23 protein-coding genes and 1 pseudogene are annotated in these 24707 nt (G+C 61.5%); 7 read left to right on the top strand and 17 right to left on the bottom strand.

Features of this window, described 5'->3' with window-relative positions; translation table 11 throughout:
- Nucleotides 1-104: 104 nt before the first annotated feature.
- Complete coding sequence (locus CKW11_RS03835; protein WP_095136768.1) at nucleotides 105-3131, top strand: FAD-binding and (Fe-S)-binding domain-containing protein; 3027 nt, start codon at nucleotides 105-107, stop codon at nucleotides 3129-3131.
- On the opposite strand, the gene CKW11_RS03830 is transcribed toward CKW11_RS03835, so the two are convergent.
- Both CKW11_RS03830 and CKW11_RS03825 read right to left on the bottom strand, forming a co-directional pair.
- Nucleotides 3064-3753 carry a paraquat-inducible protein A gene (locus CKW11_RS03830; protein ID WP_095136468.1) on the bottom strand — a complete coding sequence of 230 codons (690 nt, stop codon included), beginning with the start codon at nucleotides 3751-3753 and terminating at the stop codon, nucleotides 3064-3066. The genes CKW11_RS03835 and CKW11_RS03830 overlap by 68 nt on opposite strands.
- A complete protein-coding gene (locus CKW11_RS03825; protein WP_095136467.1) occupies nucleotides 3750-4346 on the bottom strand; it encodes a paraquat-inducible protein A in 597 nt (198 codons plus the stop codon). The genes CKW11_RS03830 and CKW11_RS03825 overlap by 4 nt, the downstream gene beginning before the upstream one ends.
- A 180-nt stretch (nucleotides 4347-4526) precedes the next feature.
- Between CKW11_RS03825 and CKW11_RS03820 the strand changes: the two genes are divergently transcribed.
- The gene (locus CKW11_RS03820; RefSeq protein ID WP_095136466.1) at nucleotides 4527-5696 is read left to right on the top strand and encodes a DUF1624 domain-containing protein; all 1170 of its coding nucleotides are present in this window, start codon (nucleotides 4527-4529) and stop codon (nucleotides 5694-5696) included.
- Nucleotides 5697-5859: 163 nt separating this feature from the next.
- Here the strand turns inward: CKW11_RS03820 and CKW11_RS03815 are convergent, their stop codons facing one another.
- Complete coding sequence (locus CKW11_RS03815) at nucleotides 5860-7251, bottom strand: aldehyde dehydrogenase family protein (RefSeq protein WP_095136465.1); 1392 nt, start codon at nucleotides 7249-7251, stop codon at nucleotides 5860-5862.
- 103 nt (nucleotides 7252-7354) lie between these two features.
- Here CKW11_RS03815 and CKW11_RS03810 point away from each other — a divergent pair, with 103 nt between their 5' ends.
- Nucleotides 7355-8233, top strand: a complete 879-nt coding sequence (locus tag CKW11_RS03810; RefSeq protein WP_095136767.1) for a LysR family transcriptional regulator — start codon at nucleotides 7355-7357, stop codon at nucleotides 8231-8233.
- A gap of 47 nt (nucleotides 8234-8280) precedes the next feature.
- On the opposite strand, the gene CKW11_RS03805 is transcribed toward CKW11_RS03810, so the two are convergent.
- Together CKW11_RS03805 and CKW11_RS03800 are read right to left on the bottom strand one after the other, a co-directional pair.
- Nucleotides 8281-8904: a glutathione S-transferase family protein gene (locus CKW11_RS03805; RefSeq protein ID WP_095136464.1), complete on the bottom strand. Its 624-nt coding sequence runs from the start codon at nucleotides 8902-8904 to the stop codon at nucleotides 8281-8283.
- 104 nt (nucleotides 8905-9008) lie between these two features.
- Nucleotides 9009-10424: a cytosine permease gene (locus tag CKW11_RS03800; protein ID WP_095136463.1), complete on the bottom strand. Its 1416-nt coding sequence runs from the start codon at nucleotides 10422-10424 to the stop codon at nucleotides 9009-9011.
- Nucleotides 10425-10819: 395 nt separating this feature from the next.
- Between CKW11_RS03800 and CKW11_RS03795 the strand changes: the two genes are divergently transcribed.
- Nucleotides 10820-11731 carry a LysR family transcriptional regulator gene (locus tag CKW11_RS03795; RefSeq protein ID WP_095136462.1) on the top strand — a complete coding sequence of 304 codons (912 nt, stop codon included), beginning with the start codon at nucleotides 10820-10822 and terminating at the stop codon, nucleotides 11729-11731.
- Between the two features lie 24 nt (nucleotides 11732-11755).
- Here CKW11_RS03795 and argE read toward each other — a convergent pair whose 3' ends face one another.
- The 5 genes from argE to CKW11_RS03770 all read right to left on the bottom strand — a co-directional run bounded on the left by argE (nucleotide 11756) and on the right by CKW11_RS03770 (nucleotide 15985).
- A complete protein-coding gene (gene argE, locus CKW11_RS03790; RefSeq protein WP_095136461.1) occupies nucleotides 11756-12904 on the bottom strand; it encodes an acetylornithine deacetylase in 1149 nt (382 codons plus the stop codon).
- Nucleotides 12901-13578 carry a DUF1028 domain-containing protein gene (locus tag CKW11_RS03785; protein WP_095136460.1) on the bottom strand — a complete coding sequence of 226 codons (678 nt, stop codon included), beginning with the start codon at nucleotides 13576-13578 and terminating at the stop codon, nucleotides 12901-12903. Before CKW11_RS03785 ends, argE begins: the two co-directional genes overlap by 4 nt.
- Nucleotides 13579-13707: 129 nt before the next feature.
- On the bottom strand, nucleotides 13708-14124 hold the full coding sequence (locus CKW11_RS03780) for a RidA family protein (RefSeq protein WP_095136459.1): 417 nt from the start codon (nucleotides 14122-14124) through the stop codon (nucleotides 13708-13710).
- A gap of 58 nt (nucleotides 14125-14182) precedes the next feature.
- The gene (locus tag CKW11_RS03775; RefSeq protein WP_095136458.1) at nucleotides 14183-15502 is read right to left on the bottom strand and encodes an NAD(P)/FAD-dependent oxidoreductase; all 1320 of its coding nucleotides are present in this window, start codon (nucleotides 15500-15502) and stop codon (nucleotides 14183-14185) included.
- A gap of 252 nt (nucleotides 15503-15754) precedes the next feature.
- The gene (locus CKW11_RS03770; protein WP_095136457.1) at nucleotides 15755-15985 is read right to left on the bottom strand and encodes a hypothetical protein; all 231 of its coding nucleotides are present in this window, start codon (nucleotides 15983-15985) and stop codon (nucleotides 15755-15757) included.
- A gap of 41 nt (nucleotides 15986-16026) precedes the next feature.
- Between CKW11_RS03770 and CKW11_RS03765 the strand changes: the two genes are divergently transcribed.
- The 3 genes from CKW11_RS03765 (at nucleotide 16027) to CKW11_RS03755 (ending at nucleotide 17197) form a co-directional block, all read left to right on the top strand.
- A complete protein-coding gene (locus CKW11_RS03765; protein WP_095136456.1) occupies nucleotides 16027-16395 on the top strand; it encodes a lysozyme inhibitor LprI family protein in 369 nt (122 codons plus the stop codon).
- Nucleotides 16396-16469: 74 nt separating this feature from the next.
- The gene (locus CKW11_RS03760; protein ID WP_003225865.1) at nucleotides 16470-16766 is read left to right on the top strand and encodes a hypothetical protein; all 297 of its coding nucleotides are present in this window, start codon (nucleotides 16470-16472) and stop codon (nucleotides 16764-16766) included.
- Between the two features lie 50 nt (nucleotides 16767-16816).
- Complete coding sequence (locus CKW11_RS03755; protein WP_253150779.1) at nucleotides 16817-17197, top strand: hypothetical protein; 381 nt, start codon at nucleotides 16817-16819, stop codon at nucleotides 17195-17197.
- A gap of 31 nt (nucleotides 17198-17228) precedes the next feature.
- Here CKW11_RS03755 and CKW11_RS03750 read toward each other — a convergent pair whose 3' ends face one another.
- The 7 genes and pseudogenes from CKW11_RS03750 to CKW11_RS03720 all read right to left on the bottom strand — a co-directional run bounded on the left by CKW11_RS03750 (nucleotide 17229) and on the right by CKW11_RS03720 (nucleotide 24693).
- Nucleotides 17229-19358, bottom strand: coding sequence for a TonB-dependent receptor domain-containing protein (locus CKW11_RS03750; RefSeq protein ID WP_095136454.1), 2130 nt, complete (start codon nucleotides 19356-19358; stop codon nucleotides 17229-17231).
- A 201-nt stretch (nucleotides 19359-19559) separates the two neighbouring features.
- A complete protein-coding gene (locus tag CKW11_RS03745; RefSeq protein WP_095136453.1) occupies nucleotides 19560-21104 on the bottom strand; it encodes a class I SAM-dependent methyltransferase in 1545 nt (514 codons plus the stop codon).
- Between the two features lie 87 nt (nucleotides 21105-21191).
- Nucleotides 21192-21524 (bottom strand): GyrI-like domain-containing protein, encoded by a 333-nt coding sequence (locus tag CKW11_RS03740; protein WP_371917861.1) that lies wholly within the window; start codon nucleotides 21522-21524, stop codon nucleotides 21192-21194.
- A 157-nt stretch (nucleotides 21525-21681) separates the two neighbouring features.
- Nucleotides 21682-22053 (bottom strand): annotated as a pseudogene (locus CKW11_RS03735) (helix-turn-helix domain-containing protein); the annotation flags it as partial.
- Between the two features lie 315 nt (nucleotides 22054-22368).
- Complete coding sequence (rplL, locus tag CKW11_RS03730; protein ID WP_095136452.1) at nucleotides 22369-22743, bottom strand: 50S ribosomal protein L7/L12; 375 nt, start codon at nucleotides 22741-22743, stop codon at nucleotides 22369-22371.
- 289 nt (nucleotides 22744-23032) lie between these two features.
- A complete protein-coding gene (locus CKW11_RS03725; protein WP_095136451.1) occupies nucleotides 23033-23527 on the bottom strand; it encodes a PaaI family thioesterase in 495 nt (164 codons plus the stop codon).
- Nucleotides 23528-23535: 8 nt separating this feature from the next.
- On the bottom strand, nucleotides 23536-24693 hold the full coding sequence (locus CKW11_RS03720) for a GGDEF domain-containing protein (protein ID WP_095136450.1): 1158 nt from the start codon (nucleotides 24691-24693) through the stop codon (nucleotides 23536-23538).
- Between the last annotated feature and the right edge of the window lie 14 nt (nucleotides 24694-24707).

The raw sequence follows: 24707 nt of genomic DNA, 5'->3' as shown, positions 1-24707 counted from the left end.
TAATGAACATAAGCACCATGAGATGGCGGGAGCGTGACGCAATCATTCCTTGCGCACAACTGTTCACCGCCACACGCCCGATTTTGACCGAGATTTCCCGACCGATGATTGCCCAGCTGTCGCCCGCCACTGCATTGACCGCCGATTACCAACAGTTCCTCAAAGCCCTGAAAGCCAGTGGTTTTCGTGGCGAGATCAGTGCCGATTACGCCAGTCGCGTAGTGCTCGCCACCGATAACTCGATCTATCAGCGTCTGCCGCAAGCAGCGGTATTTCCAATGGATGCGGAGGATGTGGCGCGGGTCGCACGGCTGATCGCCGAGCCGGCTTATCAGAAAGTGGTGATCACTCCCCGTGGCGGCGGCACCGGCACCAACGGCCAGTCGCTGACCGATGGCATCGTCGTTGACCTGTCGCGGCACATGAACCGTATTCTGGAAATCAACGCCGAGCAGCGCTGGGTGCGGGTGCAGGCCGGGGTGGTCAAGGATCAGCTCAATGCCGCACTGAAATCCGCCGGACTGTTTTTCGCCCCGGAACTGTCGACCTCCAACCGCGCCACCGTCGGCGGCATGATCAACACCGACGCCAGCGGCCAGGGCAGTTGCACCTATGGCAAGACTCGCGACCACGTGCTGGAACTCGACATGATCCTGCGCGGCGGCGAACGCCTGCACGGTGCCGCGTTGGCGGAAGACGACCTGACAGCGTTGTGTGCCCGTGAAGATCGGGTGGGTGAAGTCTATCGTTGTGCGCGGCAGATCATTGATGAGCAGGGTGAGCTGATCAAGCAGCGTTTCCCTGATCTCAATCGCTGCCTGACCGGCTACGACCTGGCGCACCTGCGCGAGGCGGACAATCGCTTCAACCTCAATAGCGTGCTGTGCGGCGCTGAAGGCTCGCTGGGGTTTGTGGTTGAGGCGAAGCTCAACGTACTGCCGATCCCCAAGCACACGATGCTGGTGAACATTCGCTACGCCGGTTTCATGGATGCGTTGCGCGATGCCCGGGCGTTGATGGCGCTCAAGCCGCTGTCGATTGAAACCGTGGACTCCAAGGTGTTGCTGCTGGCGATGCAGGACATCGTCTGGCACGGCGTCGCCGAGTACTTCCCGGAAAGCGCCGAGCGGCCAACACTGGGGATTAACCTGGTGGAATTCTGCGGTGACGATCCTGAAGATCTGCAACGCCGGGTCGAAGCCTTCCTCGAACACTTGAGCAGCGACACCACCGTCGAACGCCTCGGCCATACGCTGGCGGTCGGCCAAGCGGCAGTGAACAAGGTCTATGGCATGCGCAAGCGCGCAGTCGGCCTGCTCGGCAACGTTGCCGGCGAAGCGCGGCCGCAGCCGTTTATCGAAGACACCGCAGTGCCGCCGCAGCACCTGGCCGAGTACATCGCCGAACTGCGTGAACTGCTCGACAGCCACGGTTTGCAGTACGGCATGTTCGGCCACGTCGATGCCGGCGTGTTGCACGTACGGCCGATTCTCGACATGAAGGATCCGCAGCAAGCGGCGCTGGTGCGTCCGGTGTCTGACGGTGTCGCCGCGCTGACCCAGCGCTACGGCGGCCTGTTGTGGGGCGAACACGGCAAGGGGCTGCGCTCGGAATACGCGCCGGCATTTTTCGGTGAGTTGTACCCGGCGTTGCAGGCACTCAAAGCCGCGTTCGACCCGTTCAACCAGTTCAACCCGGGCAAGATCGCCACCCCGGCCAATACCGATGCGCAGCTGTTGAAGATCGACGAAGTGACCCTGCGCGGCGAACTCGACCGGCAGATCGACGAAAAAGTCTGGCAAAGCTACGGCGCGGCCCTGCATTGCAACGGCAACGGCGCCTGCTACAACTTCGATCCCGACGACGCCATGTGCCCGTCGTGGAAAGCCACCCGCGAGCGTGCGCAATCGCCCAAGGGCCGCGCGTCGCTGATCCGCGAATGGTTGCGCTTGCAAGGCGAGGCGGGGGTGGATGTGCTGTCCGATGCGATCCGGCGTCCGGCGTTTTTCCGCAACCTGTTGACGCGCTGGCGCAACAGCCGTGGGCAGAGCGCAGACTTTTCCCATGAGGTGTATGACGCCATGGCCGGTTGCCTGGCGTGCAAATCCTGCGCGGGGCAGTGCCCGGTCAAGGTCAACGTGCCGGAGTTTCGTTCGCGGTTTCTGGAGCTGTATCACAGTCGTTATCTGCGCCCGGCGCGGGATTATCTGATTGCTTCGCTGGAGTACAGCATTCCGTACATGGCGCGGATTCCGGCGCTGTACAACGGTTTGATGGGCGCAACATTTGTGCGCAAACAGTTGGAACGTCTCGGTGGCATGGTCGATGTGCCGTTGCTCAGCCGCTTTGATTTCCACGCTGCGCTGCGCCGCTGGAACGTGCAGCCGGCGACGGTCACCAATCTGTCGGCGCTGACCCCGACCCAGCGCGAGCGCAGTGTGGTGTTGGTGCAGGACGCCTTTACCCGTTACTTCGAGGCGCCGCTGCTGGCGGATCTGCTGGAGCTGATTTCGCGGCTCGGCTATCAGGTGTATTTGGCACCGTTCAGTGCCAACGGCAAGCCGTTGCATGTGCAGGGCTTCCTGTCAGCGTTCAACCGCGCGGCGTTGCGCAATGCCCGGCAATTGCGCGAGCTGGCCGACCTCGGCGTGCCGCTGCTGGGGCTGGATCCGGCGATGACGCTGGTCTATCGCCAGGAATACCTGAAAGTGCCCGGCATGGACCAATGCCCGGAAGTCGCGCTGGTGCAGGAATGGTTGCTCAAGGTGATGCCGGAGCAGGCCACTGCCGACGCGGCCCGGTCATTCCGTCTGCTGGCACACTGCACCGAGAAAACCAACGCGCCGGCCGCCACCCGCCAGTGGGAGCAAGTGTTCGAGCGAGTCGGGCTGAAACTGGCGACGCAGGCCACCGGTTGCTGTGGCATGTCCGGCACCTACGGCCATGAAGCGCGCAACCGCGAAACTTCGGCGGTGATCTACGAGCAATCGTGGGCGCGGCAGGTCGAGGCACCGGCGGAGCAGGGCGAAGCACTGGCCACCGGGTATTCGTGCCGCAGTCAGGTCAAGCGCCAGTCGGATCGGGCGCTGCGCCATCCGTTGCAGGTGCTGCTTGAGATGGTGCGTCGCTGAGCGGTTCGTCGTCCGGGGCGTTGTCCCAGATTAGCCGTGGGTCGAAACTCATCGCCGAGAGCATGGTGAACACCACCACCATGCCGAAAAACAGGATGCCCGGGCGTGGCTCGATATCGCCTAGCGCCTGGAATTTCACCAGCGCCGCGACCAGTGCGACCACCAGCACGTCGAGCATCGACCAGTAGCCGATCAGCTCGACGAAACGGAACAGCCTGGAACGCTCGCGGCGCGCCCAGTCGCTGCCCCGCTGCACGGTGATGAGCAGCAGCGACAGGGCGACGAACTTGATCCCCGGCACCGCGATGCTGGCGATGAAAATGATCAGCGCGATGTCCCACGCGCCGCCCTCCCAGAACTCCAGCACGCCGCTCATGATCGTGCTGTCGGCGCCGTTGCCGAGCATCACCGTGTTCATCACCGGCAGCAGATTGGCCGGTACGTAGAACGCCAGCGCGGCGAACAGATAGGCCCAAGTGCGCGTCAGGGAATTGGTCTTGCGCCGATGCAGCGGTGCATCGCAGCGCGGGCACTCGTGCGGCTCGTCGGTCATGTCACAAGCCAGCCCACAGCTGTGGCACAGGCACAGATTCAGTTCGCTGGCGGTCGCGGGTCGCTTCATAGAATGTCCCACAGATCACGAATGTCGCGGCCGGCAATGCGGATCATCATCAGGCTCAGCACCGCCAGGGCGAACAGGCCGATGCCCGGCAACACATCGAGCAGCCCGGCGAGTTTGAACACCGCGACCATCGCCCCCAGCAGACACACTTCGAGCATGCTCCACGGGCGCAGGGTTTCCAGCCAGCGCATGCACAGCTTGAAGCCCGGTGCCCGGCGCGATGACAGGGCGAAACCCAGCACCCAGATCAGCAGCACCAGTTGAAACGCCGGGGCGATGATGATCGAAATCGCCGCGACCATCGCCATGAAGGTGATCGGCCCCTGACTCAGCGCCAGCACCGAATCCCACAGCGTCGCGCTGTTTTTCAGGCCCTTCATGCTGATGCTCATCACCGGGTAGAAATTGGCGAACAGCCACAGCATGGCGGCGGTAAACGTCAGGGCCAGCCGCTGCTCGACGGTCAGGCCGTTATAGCGCTGCAGCACGCCGCCGCACCGCACGCAGAGGGTTTTCTGGTGTTTGCCGAGCACGACTTTTTCGTACACGCAATCGCAGTGCTCGCAGATGATCAGGTGTTCGGTTGAGGTCATGGCCAACGCTCGACAGCAGGCGCAAAGGGCAGGGGGCGCCTGATCACTATAGAAGCCTGACGTGATTGGGCAAATGTCGTTTGGCTTGGGAAACGACCTTTTATGTTATAGAGTAACGCCAATTTTTGGCGGGTCCTGTGTTCGCGATCCCCGATTCATCCACTCGATGGCGAAATGTCCATGACGATTACGTGTGCCCGTTCCAACCCGCCGCCGACCGGCCGTTTGCTGTCCATTGATGCGCTACGAGGTCTGGTGATCCTGTTCATGTTGCTGGATCACGTGCGCGAGACGTTTCTGCTGCACCGTCAGGTGTCCGACCCGATGGACATCGCCAGCACTGAGCCAGCGTTGTTTTTCAGTCGCACCCTGGCGCACTTGTGCGCACCGGTATTCGTGTTGCTGACCGGATTGTCCGCGTGGCTGTTTGGCGAGAAGTACGCAGGCAAGGCCGATGTCAGTGCCTTCCTGTTCAAGCGTGGACTGTTTCTGGTGGTGCTGGAATTCACCTTGGTCAACTTCGCGTGGACGTTTCAGTTGCCGCCGAGCGTGATCTATCTGCAGGTGATCTGGGCGATTGGCCTGAGCATGATCGCCTTGTCGCTGCTGGTCTGGTTGCCGCGCTGGCTGCTGCTGACGCTGAGCCTCGCGATCATTGCCGGGCATAACCTGCTGGATGGCCTGCATTTCGCACCGGAGTCGGCACTGCATGTGCCATGGGCGATCCTGCATGACCGGGGCTGGATCGACGTCGGTGACAGTCTGCGTTTGCGCACTTCGTATCCGCTGTTGCCGTGGATCGGCGTGATCGGTCTGGGTTATGCGCTGGGCCCGTGGTTCGCCCGTGTGGCCGATGCCGGTAGCCGTCAGCAGAGTCTGTTGCTGGGCGGTGTTGCCGGACTGCTGGGTTTCGTCGGGCTGCGGCTGCTCAACGGATACGGCGAAAAGCCCTGGGCGGTTGAAGACACGACCGTGCAAACGCTGATGGCGTTTTTCAACATCACCAAGTACCCGCCGTCGCTGCTGTTCATCACCCTGACGGTGAGTATTGGATTGCTCTTGTTGCTGGCGTTCGAACGGCTGCAGACCCGGCGCTGGATTCGCTGGCTGACGGTCTTCGGTTCAGCGCCGATGTTCTTCTATCTGCTGCACCTGTACGTGCTGAAGGTGCTATATGTGATTGCCGTGGCGCTGTTCGGACTGAATCAGGGCAGCTATTTCGGCTTCGACTCGGTGCCGACGATCTGGCTGGTGTCGCTGCTGTTGGCGGTGACGCTGTATCCGGCGGTGCGCTGGTTTTCCGCGCTGAAATCGCGGCGCCGTGACATCGCCTGGCTGAAATATCTGTAAGCCCTAAAGGCAACTGCGCTCGCGCGTAATCAATGCGCGACTTAACACCCTGTAGGAGCTGTCGAGTGAAACGAGGCTGCGATCTTTTGATCTTGATCTTCAAAAATCAAAATCGAAAGATCGCAGCGTGCCGCAGCTCCTACAGGGACGATGTTGTCTCGGGTTATTTACGATCCAGCCACACGGTCTGTGCATTGCAGAACTCGCGCACGCCGAAGTGCGACAGTTCGCGACCGAAACCGCTTTTCTTCACGCCACCGAAAGTCACGCGCGGGTCGCTGGCGGAGTAGCCGTTGATGAACACGCCACCGGTGTCCAGTTCGCTGGTCAGTTGCTGGGCCAGTGCGACGTTGGCGGTGTAGATCGTCGCGGTCAGGCCGAAGTCGCTGTCGTTGGCCAGGGCCACGGCGTGGGCGCAATCGCGGGCGGTGATGATCGACGCCACCGGGCCGAACAGTTCCTGTTTGAACGAGGTCATGCGGTCGGTGACATCGGCCAGCACGGTCGGCTCGTAGTAGTTGCCCGGGCCTTGGGTCTTGCCACCGCCGAGCAGCAGGGTCGCACCTTCTTCGAGGGTGTCGCGCACTTGCTGATCAAGTTCATCACGCAGATCGAAACGCGCCATCGGGCCGATGTAGGTGTCGGCGGACAGCGGATCGCCGACTTTCAGCTTGCGCGTGGCTTCGACGAATTTGCGGGTGAACTCCTCGACCACACCTTCTTCAATGATCAGACGCTTGGCGGCGGCGCAGACCTGGCCGGAGTTCTGGTAGCGGCCAATCACGGCGGCCTGCACGGCTTCGTCGAGATCAGCATCATTGAGCACGATGAACGGGTCGGAACCGCCCAACTCCAGCACGCACTTCTTCAGCGCGGCGCCGGCCTGAGCACCGATGGCCATACCGGCGCGCACGCTGCCGGTCAGAGTCACGGCGGCGATGCGCGGGTCGGCAATGGCGCTGGAAACGCCTTCCGGGGTGACGTTGATCACTTCAAACACGCCATCGGCAAAACCGGCGCGTTTAAAGGCGTCGCGCAGCAGGTAGGCGCTGCCCATCACGTTTGGCGCATGTTTGAGCACGTAAGTGTTGCCGGCGATCAGCGCCGGAACGGCACCGCGCAGCACTTGCCAGATCGGGAAGTTCCACGGCATCACCGCGAGGATCGGGCCGAGCGGCCGGTACTCGATGCGGGCCTTGCCGCCTTCGACCTGAGTCGGTTCGGCGTCGAGCATCGCCGGGCCGTGTTCGGCATACCACTCGCAGAGCTTGGCGCATTTCTCGATTTCGCCACGGGCCTGGGTAATCGGCTTACCCATTTCCAGGGTGATCATGCTGGCCATGGCTTCGGCGGTTTCGCGCAGGGCGCCGGCGAGGGCGGTGAGGGCGCGGGAGCGATCCTGCAGCGGCTTGCGTTTCCATTTCGAGAAACCGAACGCAGCGCGGGTCAGCGCGGCGTCGAGGGCTTCGGCGGATTCAAAGGCGTAGTGAGCGATCTGCTCGCCGTTGGCGGGGTTGATCGAGATGGCGTGGGTCTGGCTGGAAATCTGGCTCATGGCTGGCTCCTGCGAGTTCAGTGGATGGGCCTAGAGTAGGGTGGCGTTTGTTTTCTGGAAACTGAATAATAAAGATCGTTTCTTTCACGATTGGAGAATGACTGTGGATCTGGTGCAGCTGGAAATCTTCAAGGCCGTTGCCGAGCACGGCAGCATCAGCGCTGCGGCGGCGCAGATTCATCGCGTGCCATCGAACCTGACCACGCGGATCAAACAGCTGGAGCAGGACTTGGGCGTCGACCTGTTCATTCGCGAGAAAAGCCGTCTGCGCCTGTCGCCCGCCGGCTGGAGTTTTCTCGAATACGCGCGGCGCATTCTCGATCTGGTGCAGGAGGCGCGGGCCACCGTCGCCGGTGAAGAGCCGCAGGGCGCGTTTCCTCTTGGCTCGCTGGAAAGCACCGCAGCGGTGCGGATTCCTGAACTGCTCGCGGCGTACAACCAGTTGCATCCCAAGGTCGATCTGGATCTGTCCACCGGCCCGTCCGGGACAATGATCGACGGCGTACTCGCCGGGCGCTTGGCGGCGGCATTCGTCGATGGCCCGGTGCTGCACCCGGCGCTGGAAGGCGTGCCGGCGTTCGAGGAAGAAATGGTCATCATCGCGCCACTCAATCACGCCCCTGTGCAGCGCGCGGCGGATGTGAACGGCGAGAACATCTACGCGTTTCGCTCCAACTGCTCCTATCGTCATCACTTCGAAAAATGGTTCAGCACCGACGCCGCCGTGCCGGGCAAGATTTTCGAGATGGAGTCCTACCACGGCATGCTCGCCTGCGTCAGCGCCGGGGCTGGACTGGCGCTGATGCCGCGCAAAATGTTGCAGAGCATGCCCGGCAGCGCCACGGTCAGTGTCTGGCCGCTGACGGCGGATTTTCGCTACCTGACCACCTGGCTGGTGTGGCGCCGGGGTACGGTGTCGCGCAGCTTGAGCATGTTCGTGCGTTTGCTGGAAGAGCGCGGGGTGGTGCGTGCAGAAGAGTAGCTGCGTCGACGACTTCACTCATGCCGCAACGCAGCAACGGTCATGCTTCACGGCGTACCGTTTCTGCCGTAGAGACGGAAGCCTTCGCGTTGACTCAGACGCTCGTAATACGCCCTGACGGCGGGATAGTCCGGATGCGCGAGCGGCGTTTCGAACCAGCGGTTGACCGACAGCCCGATGGGGATATCGGCGAGGGAAAACTGCTCGCCGCTGACGTAGGCGCCAGTCTTCTGCAACTGCTGATCGAGGATGCTCATGGTCTTTGACCACTGTTCGACGCCGCTGGCCAACGCGGCGCGGTCCTGGTAATCCGCTGACTTGCGTACCAGCGACATGAGCGCATACGACCAGGAGCGGTTCAGCTCCGACGCCTGCCAGTCGATCCACTGATCGACCCGCGCGCGGGTTCGCGCCTCGGTGGGGTAAAGGTCTGCGCCGCCATAGTTGCCCGCCAGATAACGAATGATGGTGTTCGATTCCCACAGGGTGAAATCGCCGTCCTGAATCACCGGCACCATGGCGCAGGGATTGAGGGCGAGAAACTCAGGTGTGTCGGTGGATTTGAAGCCCGAGCCCCAATCCTCACGCTCGAACGGGATCTGCAGTTCAGCGCAGGTCCACAGCACTTTGCGCACGTTGATCGATGACGCCTTGCCCAGAATTCGCAGCATGAGTTTTCCCTGTCTCGTGGGTGCCTGTCGGGGCATCAAGAAATACCACACCACAACGCAGAAGGCCCGCGTATGGCGGGCCTACTTTTTACATCGAATCAATCTCAGAGACTGCCCACCAGTTTCTCGCCCATCATCCGCCGCCGATAGGCGCTGTCACGATTGGCCAGCCAGAAGTACAGCGGCGAAGTCACCAGCAGCCCAACCAGCCACGACAGGTCCGCGCCGTTGATGTGCGCCGACACCGGGCCGACGTACAGCGGGGTGTTCATGAACGGGATCTGCACCGCAATGCCGATCGCGTAGGCCAGCAGTGCCTGCGGGTTGTAGCGCCCGTAGATACCGCCGTCGACCTGGAAGATCGACTGGATGTCGTACTTGCCCTTGTGGATGGCGTAGAAGTCGATCAGGTTGATCGCGGTCCATGGCACCAAAACCACCAGCAGCACCAGCACCATGTCGACGAAGTGACCGATGAAGTCCTTCGACGCGCCGACGGCGGCGAAGCAGCAGGCCAGCAGCACGATGATCGAGATCACCGCACGGCTTTTGGCGGTCGGGATCCAGCGGTAGGCGAAGGTCTGCACCAGGGTGATCAGCGACAGCACCGCGCCGTACAGGTTGAGGGCGTTGTGGCTGATCACGCTGAGCAGGAACAGCACCAGCATCAGCGGGCCGATCGAGCCGGTGGCGAGTTTGACCGCATCCATGGTGTCCATGCCCACGGGTGTCGCAAGCACGGCGACGGCACCGAAGATGAACGCCAGACTCGAACCCAGCGCCGATCCCAGATACGTGGCCCAGAACGTCGAGGAGACTTTGACGTCGGCCGGCAAGTAACGCGAATAGTCGGACACGTAAGGCGCAAACGCGATCTGCCACAGCGCGGCGAGCGACACGGTGGCGAGCCAGCCGGAGAGGTTGAAGCTGCCGCGGGTGAGGAAGTCGTCGGTTTGAATATGGGTGAAGATGTAGCCGAACCCGACGACGATGCCGATCCCCAGCACCCAGGTGCCGATGCGGTTGAGCACGTGGATGAAGCGGTAGCCGATGATGCCGATGATCCCCGAGCCGAGGGCACCGATGACGATGCCGACCGGCACCGGCACGCTGTCGACCACGCCGTGCAGCGACTTGCCGGCCAGCACAATGTTGGAGGCGAAGAAGCCGATGTACATCACCCCGGCAATCAGCACCACCAGCAACGCGCCGAGGGAGCCGAACTGCGCGCGGCTCTGGATCATCTGCGGAATGCCCATCTGCGGGCCTTGCGCCGAGTGCAGCGCCATCAGCACGCCGCCGACCAGATGCCCGACCAGAATCGCGACGATGCCCCACACCAGATTCAAGTGGAATAACTGCACGCCCAGCGCGCCGGTGACGATGGGCAGCGGCGCGATGTTGCCGCCGAACCACAGCGTGAACAGATCCCTGACCTTTCCGTGGCGATCTTCGGGGGGCACGTATCCTATCGTGTGTTTTTCAATGAGCGGCGCGGATGTTGTTGCAGAGGTGGACATGACGAACTCCAAGGCAAGGATGAGTACGTGGACGTACTTCGGTAAGCGCCGACACGGACGGCGCATTTCTTGTTGAAGCGATCATGTGCAAAGGCTCGGGATAGATAAATTAGTAAGTTTGTTGCTTCAGACCTTAAAAAATATATGCCGCGGGCTGGGGGCCTGTCCGGTATGTTCAACCTTCTCTCTTTTCTGGATATACGCTGTCTGTGGTGAGGGGATTTATCCCCGATGGGCTGCGAAGCGGCCCCTCTTTTGACTTTAGAAACAGGGGCCGCTTCGCGCCCCATCGGGGATAAATCCCCTCACCACAGAACCCCTGACTACAGACAAATGCCCTGACCACAGATAAATCTCCTCACCACAAAAGCGTCGTCTCACTTGCAGAGGTTCATATGGCCGCCTACAACCTGCGCCAGCTCAAATACTTCGTCACCACCGCCGATTGCGGCAGCGTCGCCGAAGCCTCGCGCAAGCTCTATATCGCCCAGCCGTCGGTCTCCACCGCGATCAAGCATCTGGAAGAGAGCTTCGGCGTGCAGCTGTTCATCCGCCATCACGCCCAAGGCGTGTCGCTGACGCCCAGTGGTTCGCGTTTCTATCGCAAGGCGCTGGAATTGCTGCGGGTGGCGCATGAGTTCGAGCAGAACGCGCTGGCCGACAATGACGTGGTCTCCGGGCAGATCGATATCGGCTGTTTCGAAACGGTGGCACCGCTGTACCTGCCGCGCCTGATCGCCGGGTTCAAGCAGCGCTGGCCAGGGGTGGAAATCCGCATTCGCGATGGCGAACAACAGGAACTGGTGCAGGCGCTGACCGCCGGCAGCATCGATGTGGCGATGCTCTTCGAACATGACCTCGACACCACCATCGACACCACGCCGCTGATGCCGCCGCAGCAGCCTTACGCGTTGCTACCGGCCGACCACCGTTTTGCGCAACAGGCGAAAGTCTCGCTGCACGATCTGGTGCTGGAACCGATGATCCTGCTCGACGTGGTGCCCAGCCGCACCTACTTCGTGAGCATTTTCGAGGAGCGCGGACTGACCCCGCACATCGTCTTCAGCTCACCGTCGATCGAGATGGTGCGCGGCATGGTCGGGCGCGGTTTTGGCTTTTCGATTCTGGTGACCCGGCCGTTCGGCGAATACACCTACGACGGGCAGAAAGTGGTGTGCGTGCCGCTGGCGGAAACCGTGACTGGCTCGGGCTTGTCGGCAGCCTGGCTGCGTCGGGTGCAACTGACCAAACCGGTGCAGTTGTTCGTTGATCATTGCCGTGAGGAATTGGCCCGACTGCACGCTTGAAGGCAGGCAGTCAGGCCGAAAGGATCAGGCGCGAATCGAGGCCAGCATCCGTTGCAGCATCGCATCGCAGGCATCGAGTTGCGCACGACTGACAAACTCGTCAGGTTTGTGCCCCTGATCCATGCTGCCGGGGCCACAGACCACGGTGGGAATACCCGCCGCATCGAACAGCCCACCCTCGGTGCCGAACGCCACGGTGCCGAATTCCCGTGAACCGCAAAACGCCGCGATCAGCTCCGCGGCCTGACTCTGCGCATCGGTGGCCAGGCCCGGATAGGCCGACAGCTCACTGAAACGAATCGCGCTGTGCTCACTCACTGCCCGCATGCGCGGCAGGACTTGCTGCTCGGCGTAGGTTTGCAGCTGCTGTGCGACCAGGGTCGGATCCTGCGAGGGCAGGGCACGGATTTCGAAGTCGAAGCGGCAATCGGCGGGTACGATGTTCAGCGCTTTGCCGCCGCTGATCACCCCGGTCTGTACTGTGCTGTAGGGCGGATCGAAACGTGCGTCGTGATGCTCGGGGGCCTTCAGTTGCTGGCCGATGCGCCCCAGCTCACCGATCAACTCGGCGGCGTATTCGATGGCGTTGACCCCCAGCGGTGCGTAGGCCGAATGGCACGGATGCCCGTGCACGTCGCAGCGCATCGCCAGTTTGCCTTTATGGCCGAGCACCGGTTTCAGTTCGGTGGGTTCACCGATGATGCACAGCAGCGGTTTGACCGGGCGCTGTTGCAGCTCGGCGAGCAGCGAGCGCACCCCCAGGCAACCGACTTCTTCGTCGTAGGACAGGGCGATGTGCACCGGCATGCGCAGGTCTGCAGCGACCAGCGCCGGCACCAAGGCCAGCACGCAGGCGATATAGCCCTTCATGTCGGCGGTGCCGCGCCCGAACAGCTTGCCGTCGTGTTCGCTGAGTTCGAACGGCGCTACTGTCCATGGTTGACCATCGACCGGCACCACATCGGTGTGCCCCGAGAGCACGATGCCCGGTTGCTCGGCCGGGCCAATCGTCGCGAACAGATTGGCCTTGCTGCGCTCGGTGTTGTAGATCAGCTCGCACGGCACATCGAAGCCAGCGAGGTAGTCGCGCACGAACTCGATCAATTGCAGGTTGGATTCGCGGCTGGTGGTGTCGAAGCCCACCAGCGTCCTGAGCAACGCGACGCTGTTCATCGATCATCACCGGCAACGCCATAGCCCGGTGCCTTGGCCGGGTCGAGCGCGCGGTCGATGTAGTCCTGCAACTGCGGCTGATAGGCGTCCCAGAGTTTTTGTAACTGGCCGATCGGGTCTGCGTCCGCCCAGTCGACCCGCAAATTGACGATCGGCCAGGTCTGTTCGCCGACCACCACCACAGCGGCAGAATGCACCGGGCCGGCTTCGCCACCGAGGGCTTGTGCAGCGTGCAAGGCCTTGAGCAAGCGGTCGGCCAACTGGCCTTCGCCGTCCTCAAAGGCACTGACCATCGCCTCGATTACCGCACGCCCGGCGAGCATGTTGCCAGCCGCCACGCATTGCTCGCCGCAGACTGCGTTGTGCACGCCGAGGGTTTGTGCGCCGCTGAAGTGCGCGGTCTGGCCAAGGTGGTTGATCGCGGTGATCTGCCGGTACTGGCTGTAGCCGTTGCGGGTCAGCACCTGGTCCAGCGCCGCGTCGGGCGCGTGGCCTTGCTCCATCAGCGCGAGGACTTCCGGGCCGAGGGACGGCAGGGTGATGTTCTGGCTCGACACCGCGCCAACCCCTGGCAGCAGCCACGGGCAGCGTGCGCCGACGGCGATGCTGGAGGAACTGATGGCGACACCGAACTGGCCGGTTTCGGGGCAACGGGCTGCGATTGAAAAGGTCATGGTCTAACTCCTTTCGAGGAATTTGTTGTCCTTGCGGGCCTCTTCGCGAGCAAGCTCGCTCCCACAGTTGGCATGTATTTCCCTGTGGGAGCGAGCTTGCTCGCGAATGTCGCGACTCGGTTTTCAGGGTTAATCGGGAATCACCGCCACCACATCAATCTCCATCAGCCACTGCGGCTGCCCCAATGCCGACACCACCAGCCCGGTGGAAATCGGGAACACGCCTTTGAGCCACTTGCCGACTTCCTGATACACCGGCTCGCGGTAGCGCGGGTCGATCAGATAGGTGGTGGTCTTGACGATGTGGCTCATGTCGCTGCCGGCTTCTTCCAGCAACTGTTTGACGTTGCGCATCGCCTGTTCGGCCTGTGCACGCGGATCACCGAGGCCCACCAGGTTACCGTCGAAATCGGTACCGACCTGACCACGCACATACACGGTGTTGCCGGCGCGCACGGCCTGGCACAGGTCGTTGTCCAGGGTCTGGTTAGGGTAGGTGTCCTTGGTGTTGAACATACGGATGCGGGTGTGGGTTGGCTTGCTCATGTACAGCTCCAGACTAGGTGTTCAGCGGCGCACCGGGCACCGCCGCGAAAGAGGGAAATCAAGCGTCGACGGTACGGGCGGCCTTGGTGCTGGCGGTCGAATGCAGGGCGGCTTCACGCTGCTCGGCATCCTTGTAATCGAGGTATTTACGCTGGGTGGCGATGTGGTCGGCCACGTGTTTGGCGTCATGCCACACGCCCCAGATGAACGACGAACCACGGCGCGACTGCCACGGCAGTCCGAGGAAATACACCCCCGGCTCGCTGGACACGCCGCGCTGGTGCTGCGGTTTGCCCTTGTCGTCAAACGCTGCGACCTGCAGCCAGGAATAGTCCACGGCGAACCCGGTGGCCCAGATGATCGAGGTGACCCCGGCCTTGGCCAGATCGAGATCGAGCAGCGGATGTTTCACGCACTCGGGATCCGGATAGGTTTCGCGTGCCTCGGGTTCTTCGGGCAGATCCAGGCCATTGCGTTCGATGTAGGCATCGGCGGCATCCAGCAGCGCCAGATAGTTTTCGTCGCCACGCTTGAGGTTGTCGCGCAGATCCTGCTTGAAGGTCACCACGCCGTTATTGAACGACTCGGTCACGCCGACCAGGGTCATGCCGCGATGCGCCAGGCCACGGAAGTCAATGGTGCGCCCGCCATGTGCGCCGCTGACCGCAATGGTCACGTGCTCGCGGCCGGGTTTCATCGCTGCCTGATCCCACTCGCCGAGCACTCCCAGCCACCAGCAGAAATCACGGTTGCGATAGGCACGCGGTGGACGGTCGTGAGCGCCGACCGAGAGATACACCTGTTTGCCGGAACGCTGCAGTTCATCGGCGATCTGCACGCCCGACGAACCGGCACCCACCACCAGCACCGCGCCTGCGGGCAGTTGCTGCGGGTTGCGATAGTCGGCGGAGTGGATCTGCAACAGACGCGGGTCTTGCGGCGCGATCGGCGGGATCACCGGGCGCTGGAACGGGCCGGTTGCCGCGACCACGCGGCTGGCCTCGATCACCCCTTCGGAGGTCTCGACGGTGAAGCCCGGACGCCCGACATTGCGCACCACGCTTTTGACCTCGACCCCGGTGCGGATCGGCGCGTTGAATTTCTTCGCATAGGCTTCGAAATAGTCCGCGACGCGCTCCTTGGGGGCGAAACCGTCTGGATCGACATCATCGAATTCCAGCCCCGGAAAGCGGTCGTGCCACGCCGGACCGTTGGCTACCAACGAGTCCCAGCGCCCGGTGCGCCAGCGTTCGGCAATGCGGCTGCGCTCCAGCACCAGATGCGGCACACCGAGTTTGCTCAAGTGCTCACTCATCGCCACACCCGCCTGTCCGGCGCCCACGACAAGCGTGTCTGTTTTTATTATTTCAGTGGTCATTTCTACATCCTTCCTGGCAAGGCAAGTGGATTCGGATCGCTTCAGGCTTGTCTGTTTTGCTTGCGGTCAGACTAGGCAGGAGGGGTGTATCGGTAAAATATTATTAAGCTGGGCTGTGAATACAAATTGCTGAAGCAGACAGGAAAAGCCCAATAAAACCGAGGGTTTCAGGCTAGGGGGGAGAGTTGTCCCGGGCAGGAAGACCCGGGACAGAGAGGAGAAAACTCTACATTCAGGACGGGGAGCGTCGCGTCAGTTGCCGTCGGCGACCTTGCGTTCGATTTCATCGGTCTTGCGCTTGAGTTCCTCGGCGTCCTGTTCCTTTTCGCGAATGGACGTCGGTGTAATCACCTCATCCACGGCGCGGGTGTCGTCGTCGCTGTCCTGCAGATCGCGGCGCACCACATCCACCGGTTTGCCCGAGGAGTCGAGCGGTGGCGCGTTATGAGGTGTTGCAGGCTTGATATCGTCAGTGCTTTTCATTTCTCATACCTCCATTGACCTACAACGTTGGATACGACGCCATGATGGGAGTTCGAGAAATTTCACGGGTGAGCGCAGCCGCCCTCGGCTGTGCGCTGCTGATCGCTGCCAATTCGGCACACGCCGCCAGTTTCGACTGCGCCAAGGCCAAAGCCGCAGACGAAAAAGCCGTCTGCGCCAACCGCACGCTGAACGATCTGGACGTCACCATGGGCGAGCTGTTCAGCCTCGATAAACGCCTGCTGCCGATGGGCGGGCGCGATGCGCTGATCGGTGAGCAGCAGGAGTTCCTCAAAAGCCGCAAGGCCTGTGGCGCGAAGCTCGATTGTTTGACCGATCTGTATCAGAAGCGGGTCGTTGCGCTGCGCAGCATCATCGAGACGCGGGTGATGACGCAGGGGCCGTTTTGACGGACGGGTTGACCCTCTGGTCGATGCATAGCAGCATCCCGGGCAAACCCATTCACCAACAGGAATTTGCCACGATGTCTGCGCCTGATGATCTTGATGAGTTGCTGGAACGCGTGAACGACGAGCAATCGTTCATTACGTTTATTCAGGCACTGGGTGCCGATTTCGCCCGTGAGCGGACAATGAACGAACCGCTGTCACCCTATGGTCGGGGCGCCTTGGGTTGGGAAAATGGATCTGTGGATGCGTTTTTTGAGGCCGCAGGTGCCTGGGCGATCGACAGTTCCAGGCAGGTGGCAGCAGATGTCTCTTCGGCCAACGTATGGCAGCGCTGTGCGAGCATTTTGCTGGCCGGCAAGTTTTATGAGTGAACCGGGCGAGCATCAAGAACAGAGCAGGAAAATGAGTGATGAGTAGGCCGATGAGGGAAGCCGATCTTTATCTGGTCATGCTGGAAGCGATTGAAGAAGGCTTGAACATCGATCTGCAACCCTTTTGTGAGCGGCTGCAGATCGAGCGTCGCGATCTGCTTAATCAAGTCGCGATCGCCGTAGCCAGAGATTTCCTGTCAAACACGCGTGATTTTGAGTTTGGCGATGAAGTGATGAATGCACTTATCAACCCCATCGTTGATGTGTCGATGCATGAAGAAATGCCCCAGCCAGCCTTTGACATCTATCAGGCATTTGATGCCGGCGAGTATCTGCACACAGGCGATGCGCAGGATGTTTGCCCTTGGGAGAAACATACGCGGCCGGGGCTGGAGAATATTTTGCGTAATCATTTGCCTACGTTGGAGTAGTAACCCGGCGGGTTGCCGAGTATGCAAACCGTCAGAGCAAACTCCACGACACCCCGACATAAACCCCCAGCCCTTCGCCCGGCGTAGACCGCGCCGCATCCAGGCCCTTGTCGTCATACCCCGGTGTGACCGTCGCGGCGTAGTGCTTGTTGGTCAGGTTGCGCAGGTCGAGCCAGGTCTGCCAGTCGTTTTTCGGCGCGTTGTAGCCGACGGTGGCGCCGAACAGTGCGTAGGGATCGGCGTAGTAGCTGTTGGCGTAATCCACCGCGACTTTGGACACCAGTTGTGTGTTGATCGCCGCGAAGAAGCCCTGCGGCCAGTCGTGGCGCAGTTCGCCCTGGTAGTAGTGCATCGGCAGGCCGGGCAGGCGGTTGTCGCCGAAACGCTGGTCGTCGCGGTAGTGGAAGTCGCTGAAGGTGTAGGCCTGACGCAGGCTCAATTTACGTCCGTCTTCGGCTGACCACAGCGAGCTCTGCAGACTGGCTTCCACACCTTGATGCACGGTAGGGCTGGCATTGAGTTCGTACGGAGTGACGGCGTTGGCGTCCGGCAGTACCGACAGCAACTCGTGGCGCACCTGCGCGTAGTACCACGCCAGGCTCCACTGGCCGAGCGCGCTGTCGCCGCGACCGCCGAGTTCGAGGGTGGTCGCGGTCTGGTTCTGCAGTTTGATCGGGTCGCTCTGGGTGCCGGTCGCCGCGCCGTTGCCGGCCGGGAAGCGGATGTTCGAGCTGTAGATCAGCGACCACGGGTGCGGTGCTTCGACCGAACGGCTGAGGTTGCCGAACAGTTGCAGGTCCGGCGTGACCTGATAGCGCAGACCCAGTCGTGGCGCGTAATCCCAGTCGTTCAGGCTGGTCTTGCCGCCGCTTTGCGGGTAGGTGACGGCGCTTTCGCGGCGAGTGTAGATGGCGGCGAGGCCGGTGGTCAGCCACAGGTCGTCGGCGATTTCCAGATCGTTGCCCACATGCAGGACGGTGTCCGAACCCTGATAGGTGAAGTTGCGCATGCGGGTGCCCGGCGCATACGCGGCGGTGTTGCCGGACGGGATACGCACGAATTCGCTGGCGCCGTCGTTGGGCAGGTGTTTGGTGGTGCGCAGGCCCACAGTGCTGCGGCTTTCCATGCCGAACAGGGTGTCGCGGCGCTTGTAATCGAAGGTGCCGCTGACGTCGGTGTAGGCCACTTTCAGACGGTTCGGGCCTTCGCGCAGGTCCATCGGGTAGTCGTGATAGACCAGCCCGGTCTGAATGCTCGAATCGTCGTCGATGTAGTAGGTGGTCTTGTTGCCGATGAAGGTGCTGCCCGGTTGTTTGCGGCTGTCATCGCGCGCCACATAGGCCGGGTTGGCCGCCCGTGGAGTGTGCTCGATCGAGTGTTTGGTCACGCGGCCGGCGAGGTCGTTGTCGGTCTCGCGATAGCGGAAGTAGAAGCGGGTTTCCAGGTTCGGGTTGAAGCGATAACCGAAGTTGGCGATCACGCCTTTGCTCTCGCTGGCGGTGTGATCCTGATAGCCGTCGGCGTTCGCGTCGGTCAGCGACACGTAGTAATCGAAGTCGCCCAGCACCTGCCCGGAACTCACCTGACGCTGCTGATAACCGTGGCTGCCGGTGGCATAGCGCACCTGCAATTTCGGCGCGTCGTAGCCGGTGTGGCTGACGTAATCGACAGCGCCGCCCAGCGCCAGTGCGCCGCGATCAAAACCGTTGGCACCGCGCAGCACCTCCACATGGTCGAGCCACAGCGGTTCGAGCAATTCGTAGGGCGTACCGCCGGGGCCGGTCAGCGGCAGGCCGTCGAGCATCGTGTACAACCCCGAAGCGTGCGCGCCCGGTGCGCGGTTGATCCCTGAACCACGAATCGAGATTTTCACCCCTTCATTACCCGCCGACTGCGCGTAGACCCCGGGCTGATACGCCAGTACATCCTGGTTGCTCGCCACCCGGCCCTGCAACGGCTGGCGCATGTCGACCACGTTGCTGCCGCCGGGCACCTGCGCCAGACGTGCTTCGGCCTCGGCGACGGAGGCATCGGCGCCGCTTTGTTCTTCAGCCGAAATCAGTACTTGTCCCAACTCCATGCCTTTGGGTTCCTCGGCCATGACCGGGCAGGCGAGGGCCAGGCCCAGCAGGGCAGAGGGCAGGGATTTGGGCGACGGCATCGAGAAACTCCAGACAGACAGGGACGGGCAATGAACAGTGCGACGCAAGAAGGAACGACGGAAACACATGGCAATTTTGCTTTTTTAACGGGGTGCTGCGTGGCAGGCGGGGGCAGAAAGGCTCAGGAAGCGGCAGTCAGGGCCATGCACGCAGACGACTGGCCGCTTCTATCGCGGCCAGTCGCCCGGCGTATATCAGGATCAAGCAATCTTCAGCGCTATGAGAATGTCCAGCGGTGTCTGGGCAAATGCCCGGGCCTGTTCGGTCATCTCGGCAAGGTTTTCTTCGGCCGTGAGCAGCGGCTGGTCACCCTTGTGCAGCACTTCGCCCTGCTCACCGATGACGGCCCACGCCAACTGCGCCCAGTCTTGCGGATCGGTCATGCCTTGCTTGATCGAAATCAGGAACAGCTGCTGCACGCGGCTGATTGGCACGCCACCGCCGGTGACCGGGCTGGCCAGCACCTGAATGTTGCTGTTGAACAGGGCGCGCTTGCACAGTTGCAGGTTGAGGGTGTCGCAACGTTCCTGCACCTGCCTCTCGGCGGATTCACTCTGGCACGGGGCGGCGACGCCCATACCGATCAGCACGGTAACAGCCTGCACCAGGTCGTCATAAGACACGCCGCCGACGGCCATCGACAACTGCTGCAAGGTTTTCGCTTCGTAGGCATTGGCGGCGAGCGCTGCGAGCACCGGGCGGTAAATGTCCGCCTGTAAGGACGCCTCGCCCGCAGGGCCTGAGACCGTGCCGGGAATGCTGTCGATGGCTTGCAACAGGACAAAACGGCTTCTCAGCAGGCCATCGCGTTGCTCGGCGGCAGACAGCCGATTGGCGCCGCGTACGTACAGATCCCGGCGGAAATTCTGATTGATAAAGTAGTCGCGCGCCTGTTCGCGCATGATCGGGTGCTCGATACCTTCCAGAAAGTCCATGCCTTCTGCACTCAGGTTCAGCGCGGCCACGGTGTCCAGCGGTACGGCGGTGGTGGCGTAGTCGAGTTTGGCCGCGGTCATGGCATCGACCACGTCGATGAAATACATGCAGTCCCAGTTGCGATTGAAATACTCATGGGCCACGTACTGACGGTTCTGACCCTTGATGCTCTGCAACTGCGCACCGAGGGCCGGCGCCGCTCTGGCGTACTTCGGATTGGCCGCCAGCAGCGTTTCGGAAAATTGCACCGCGGCATCGATGCGTTTGGCCGGGCTGGTCGAGGCCTGGCTGGCAAAGCGGTTGTGCAGGCTGAACAGATTGCGCAGTGGCGCCGAAGGCGACCAGCCCGGGAAGCAGTTGTAGCTGACGTACAACATGCCGCCGGGCTTGAGGTGGCGACGGGCGAACTCGACGATCAGTTGCTGATTGTCGCGGCTGACCCAGGACCAGATGCCATGCAGGCTGATGCTGTCGAAGGCCGGCAGATCATCGCGGGCCAGCAGTTGCTCGAAGCTGTCGTCATATAGACGGGCCTGGCTGTTCCAGTCGTTCGCCAGCGCAATGGCATGTGCGGCCTGGGACGGCGTGAAATCGGTGCCGACGTAGTTGCCCGGGTTGGCGGCGGCGTGGATGTTGATCGACACCCCCTGACCAAAGCCCAGTTCGCAGTGGTAGCCGCCGCTGCCTTCCAGGGTGGCAAAACCGCGCAATAACAAACAAAAACGCTGGAACACCGGGTTGATTTCCCGGCTGTACGAATAGGTGTAACCCTCGTCGGTAAAATACCCTTCGTTCCAGGCATTGCTCATGGGTGCATCCTTCAATTCGCGAGTGAGAGCCGCTCTTATAAGGGGTTGGCAATGTGCACCACAAGCGGAAAAACATGTAAGTAAATCTTACGATTGCAAAGGCACGTAGATATCCGTCTGCCACTGATCCTGTGGGGTTTCGGGATAGACGCTCAGGTAATGGAAAAACGGCGGATGATCGCGCAACTCCTCGCCACTGTCGGGCAGCCAGTCGCGGTAGATCGGGTAGATGGTTTCGCCGATGTGATCCGGTGAACCCACATGCCGCACCACCACACAACGCCCGCCGGGAATGACGAGTTCCTGCACGCCGAACGTATTGGGCGCCACCGGCTCATCAATATCGCCACAGATGGCGAAGCGAAAATCCTCTGGCAGTTCGGACTCTGGGTAAAGACTCCTGGAAGTGCGGTCTGCTATAGCCTCGACGATTTCGGGGCAGGTGCGCCTAGCCGGGTTTGCTCAAACGTCATACCTGTAGGAGCTGCCGCAGGCTGCGATCTTTTGATTCTGCTTTTGAATGTCAACGTCAAAAGATCGCAGCCTGCGGCAGCTCCTACAGGGGGAACATGGAGAGTCATACCGCATTCCAGGTCTGCCAGTTCGGTTGCTTCCTGAAGGCACTTGGCGTCATGCCGAAGTCGCGCCGAAAGGCGCGGCTGAACGCTTCCGGACTCTCGAAACCGGCGTCAGACGCGGCGTCCAGTATCGAGTGTTGCGGCTGCGCGGCCAGCCGATGTGCAGCCCGGCGCAAGCGCATCAGTTGCACGTAGCGCGAGACCGGCACGCCAACGAACGCGCTGAATTGCCGATGGAAGTGAAACACCGAAAAGTTCGCCAACTGACTCAACGTATTCACCGACAGGTCACCTTCGAGATGGGCATCGATGTAGGCGAGCACGCTGTTGAAGCGCCGGGTATAGGCGCGGTGGGTCGGCAGGTCGGACACGGGTTGGAAGCTCCTGGAAGTGCGTTCTGCCATAGCCTCGTCGATTTCCGGGTCGGCACGCCTAGCCGGGTTTGCTCAAACGTCATACCTGTAGGAGCTGCCGAAGGCTGCGATCTTTTGATTCTGCTTTTGAAGGTCAACGTCAAAAGATCGCAGCCTTCGGCAGCTCCTACAGGGGAGCGTGGGGATTCAAACAGCATAACGCCCAAGGGGGTGGCGCGCTCTGGAGGGTTTGAGTGGCGTGCTGCCTCGGGCGGTATGTCAGGTCAGGGTTTCGTACGGTTCAACTGCTCTTCTGCAAGTTCTACGAATTTCCTAAACCTGCTTGAGCGAAGCTGTCGCGCCTACTGCCTCCAGTTTTTTTTTCAGGGCCTCTGCATCAGTTTTCGAGAGTTCTTTTTCCACTGGTTTTGGAGCGCTATCCACGAGTTCTTTTGCCTCTTTCAGACCCAGACCGGTGTATTCTCGAACCATTTTTATGACCGCCACCTTTTGGCTTGCCTCAACAGGTTCAAGAATTACTGTGAAACGTGACTGATTCGAAATGTCGGAAGACGAGTCCGATGGGGCTGCGGCATTCGGTACCGTTTTCGTGGTTCCGAACTCCTCCTCTAGTGCTTTAACCAGATCGTCTGTTTGCAGTACGGAGTCTGGTGAGAGTGCGTCAATAATATCTAATTTGGAAACCATGGGGCTTTCTCCTGTAATACAAAGTGAATTAAAAGCATCACTGCTTACCGGAGACTTGGCACCTGATAGAAATTACAGTTTTTCAGATTGTTTAATAATTACTTCTCAAGCCAAAAAAACTAAACATCGGCTTTAATAGGCCGGCTCCTTGCGCGCCGCCGCGAGGATTCATATCCACCAAGCGTCCCCTGTAGAAGCTGCCGAAGGCTGCGATCTTTTGATTCTGCTTTTGAAGGTCAACGTCAAAAGATCGCAGCCTGCGGCAGCTCCTACAGGGGAGCGTGTGGAGTCAGCGCCCGTGTGCCGCGTCCGCCAGTTGCCCGGTATCGACCCGCACGAACACCGAATCGCCCACCGCCGTCAGCACCTCCCCGGCATACACCTCGCAAATCACCCGCGTCTTGCGCCCGACTTCGCCCTCGACCCTGGCGCGCAAGGTCAGGGTGACGCCCATCGGCGTGGGTTTGATGAACTTGAGGCCGAGGTTGCCGGTGACGCAGTCGATGCGCGGCAGGCTGCCTAGTTCACGTTGTTCGGCGCGGTAGTGGTAAGCCATCGCGGTCCAGTTGGAGTGGCAGTCGACCAGCATCGCCAGCAGGCCGCCGTACACCAGGTCCGGCCAGCCGCAGTATTTGTCGTCCGGCAGGTGTTCGGCCATGACGTGCACGCCGTCCTCGTGCCAGTAGCTTTTGACGTGCAAGCCATGGGGGTTGCGGCCGCCGCAGCCGTAGCAAACGCCTTCGGGGGCAGCGAGGTCTTGCAGAGGTGTCTCGGAACGGGTCATGGGTCTGGTCATCCTGAAGTGGTGAGCCCGGTCAGGCGCAGGCGGTTGCGGCCGCCGCGCTTGGATTCATACAGCGCGGCGTCGCCTTGTTCGATCAATGCCGCGAGGCTGGCCGGTGGCTGGTTGAACAGCGTGGCGCCGATGCTCAGTGTCACCGGCTCTGGTGTCGGGAAGGCTTGCGCGGCGCTGCGCTGAAATTGATCGCGCAGGGCATCGCCCAGTCTGACGATGTGATCACTCGGCGCGTTGCTCAGCAAAATCACGAACTCGTCGCCGCCCAAACGGGCGGCCAGCGCCTCATCGGTGGTCTCGGCGCGGATCATTTCGCTCAAGGCCACCAGCAAACGGTCTCCGGCGCTGTGGCCGTACTGATCGTTGACCGATTTGAAGTTGTCGATATCGATCAATAGCAGGGCGCCGGGATGCGCCGCAGACACGCCCCGCAGCAGGCCCGGCGCGCGCATGTCGAGGGCGCGGCGGTTGTAGAGGGCGGTCAGCGGGTCACGGGCGGCCAGTCGGGCGATCTGCTCCTCGCGCCGGTAGCGTTCGGTGCCGGTCATCGACAGCGCGATCAGCATGATCGCCATCGCACCCTCGACCAGCGAGATCTGGATGATTACGCCACGGAATGCAGCCAGGTCGATCAGCGTGCCGGGGATCACCACGGTCAGGGCCTTGGCCACATAGAAGATGCCGTGACCGAGCAGCACATAGCGCAATTGCACCGCACCGACGCTCAGCGATTTGCCATGCGGGCGCAGCAGCAAACTGGCCTTGAGCGTCGAGGCGGCGACCAGCAACGAGTTGGCGGCGAGCATGACTTTCGACCACAGCGCCCCGTCCGGCAGCAACAGCATCACCAGCCAGCAGAGGAAGATCAGGTACCAGGCGCGTGACAGGCGGATCTGGGTGAAGCGCGCCACCCCCAGCAGAAACAGGAAGTGCGCGGTCACCAGCAAGCCGTTGGCGAACCAGATGCCGATCAGCAAAAAGCCGTTGCTGCGCAGCAGGGCCAGGGTGGAGCCGACGGTGATCGTGGCGAAACCGGCGCTCCAGAACAGCAGCGAAGGCTCACGAATGCTGCGCCACTCGACCGCCAGGTACAGCGCGGCAGCGGCTGCGAGAGCGATCGAGATGGTCAGCATCGTTGGTGGGTCGAGCGGCATTTCCGGGGGAGCCT

This window comes from Pseudomonas sp. Irchel s3a10 (assembly GCF_900187525.1).
GTDB lineage: Bacteria > Pseudomonadota > Gammaproteobacteria > Pseudomonadales > Pseudomonadaceae > Aquipseudomonas > Aquipseudomonas koreensis_G.
This window is presented reverse-complemented; position numbering and strand designations above follow the sequence as displayed.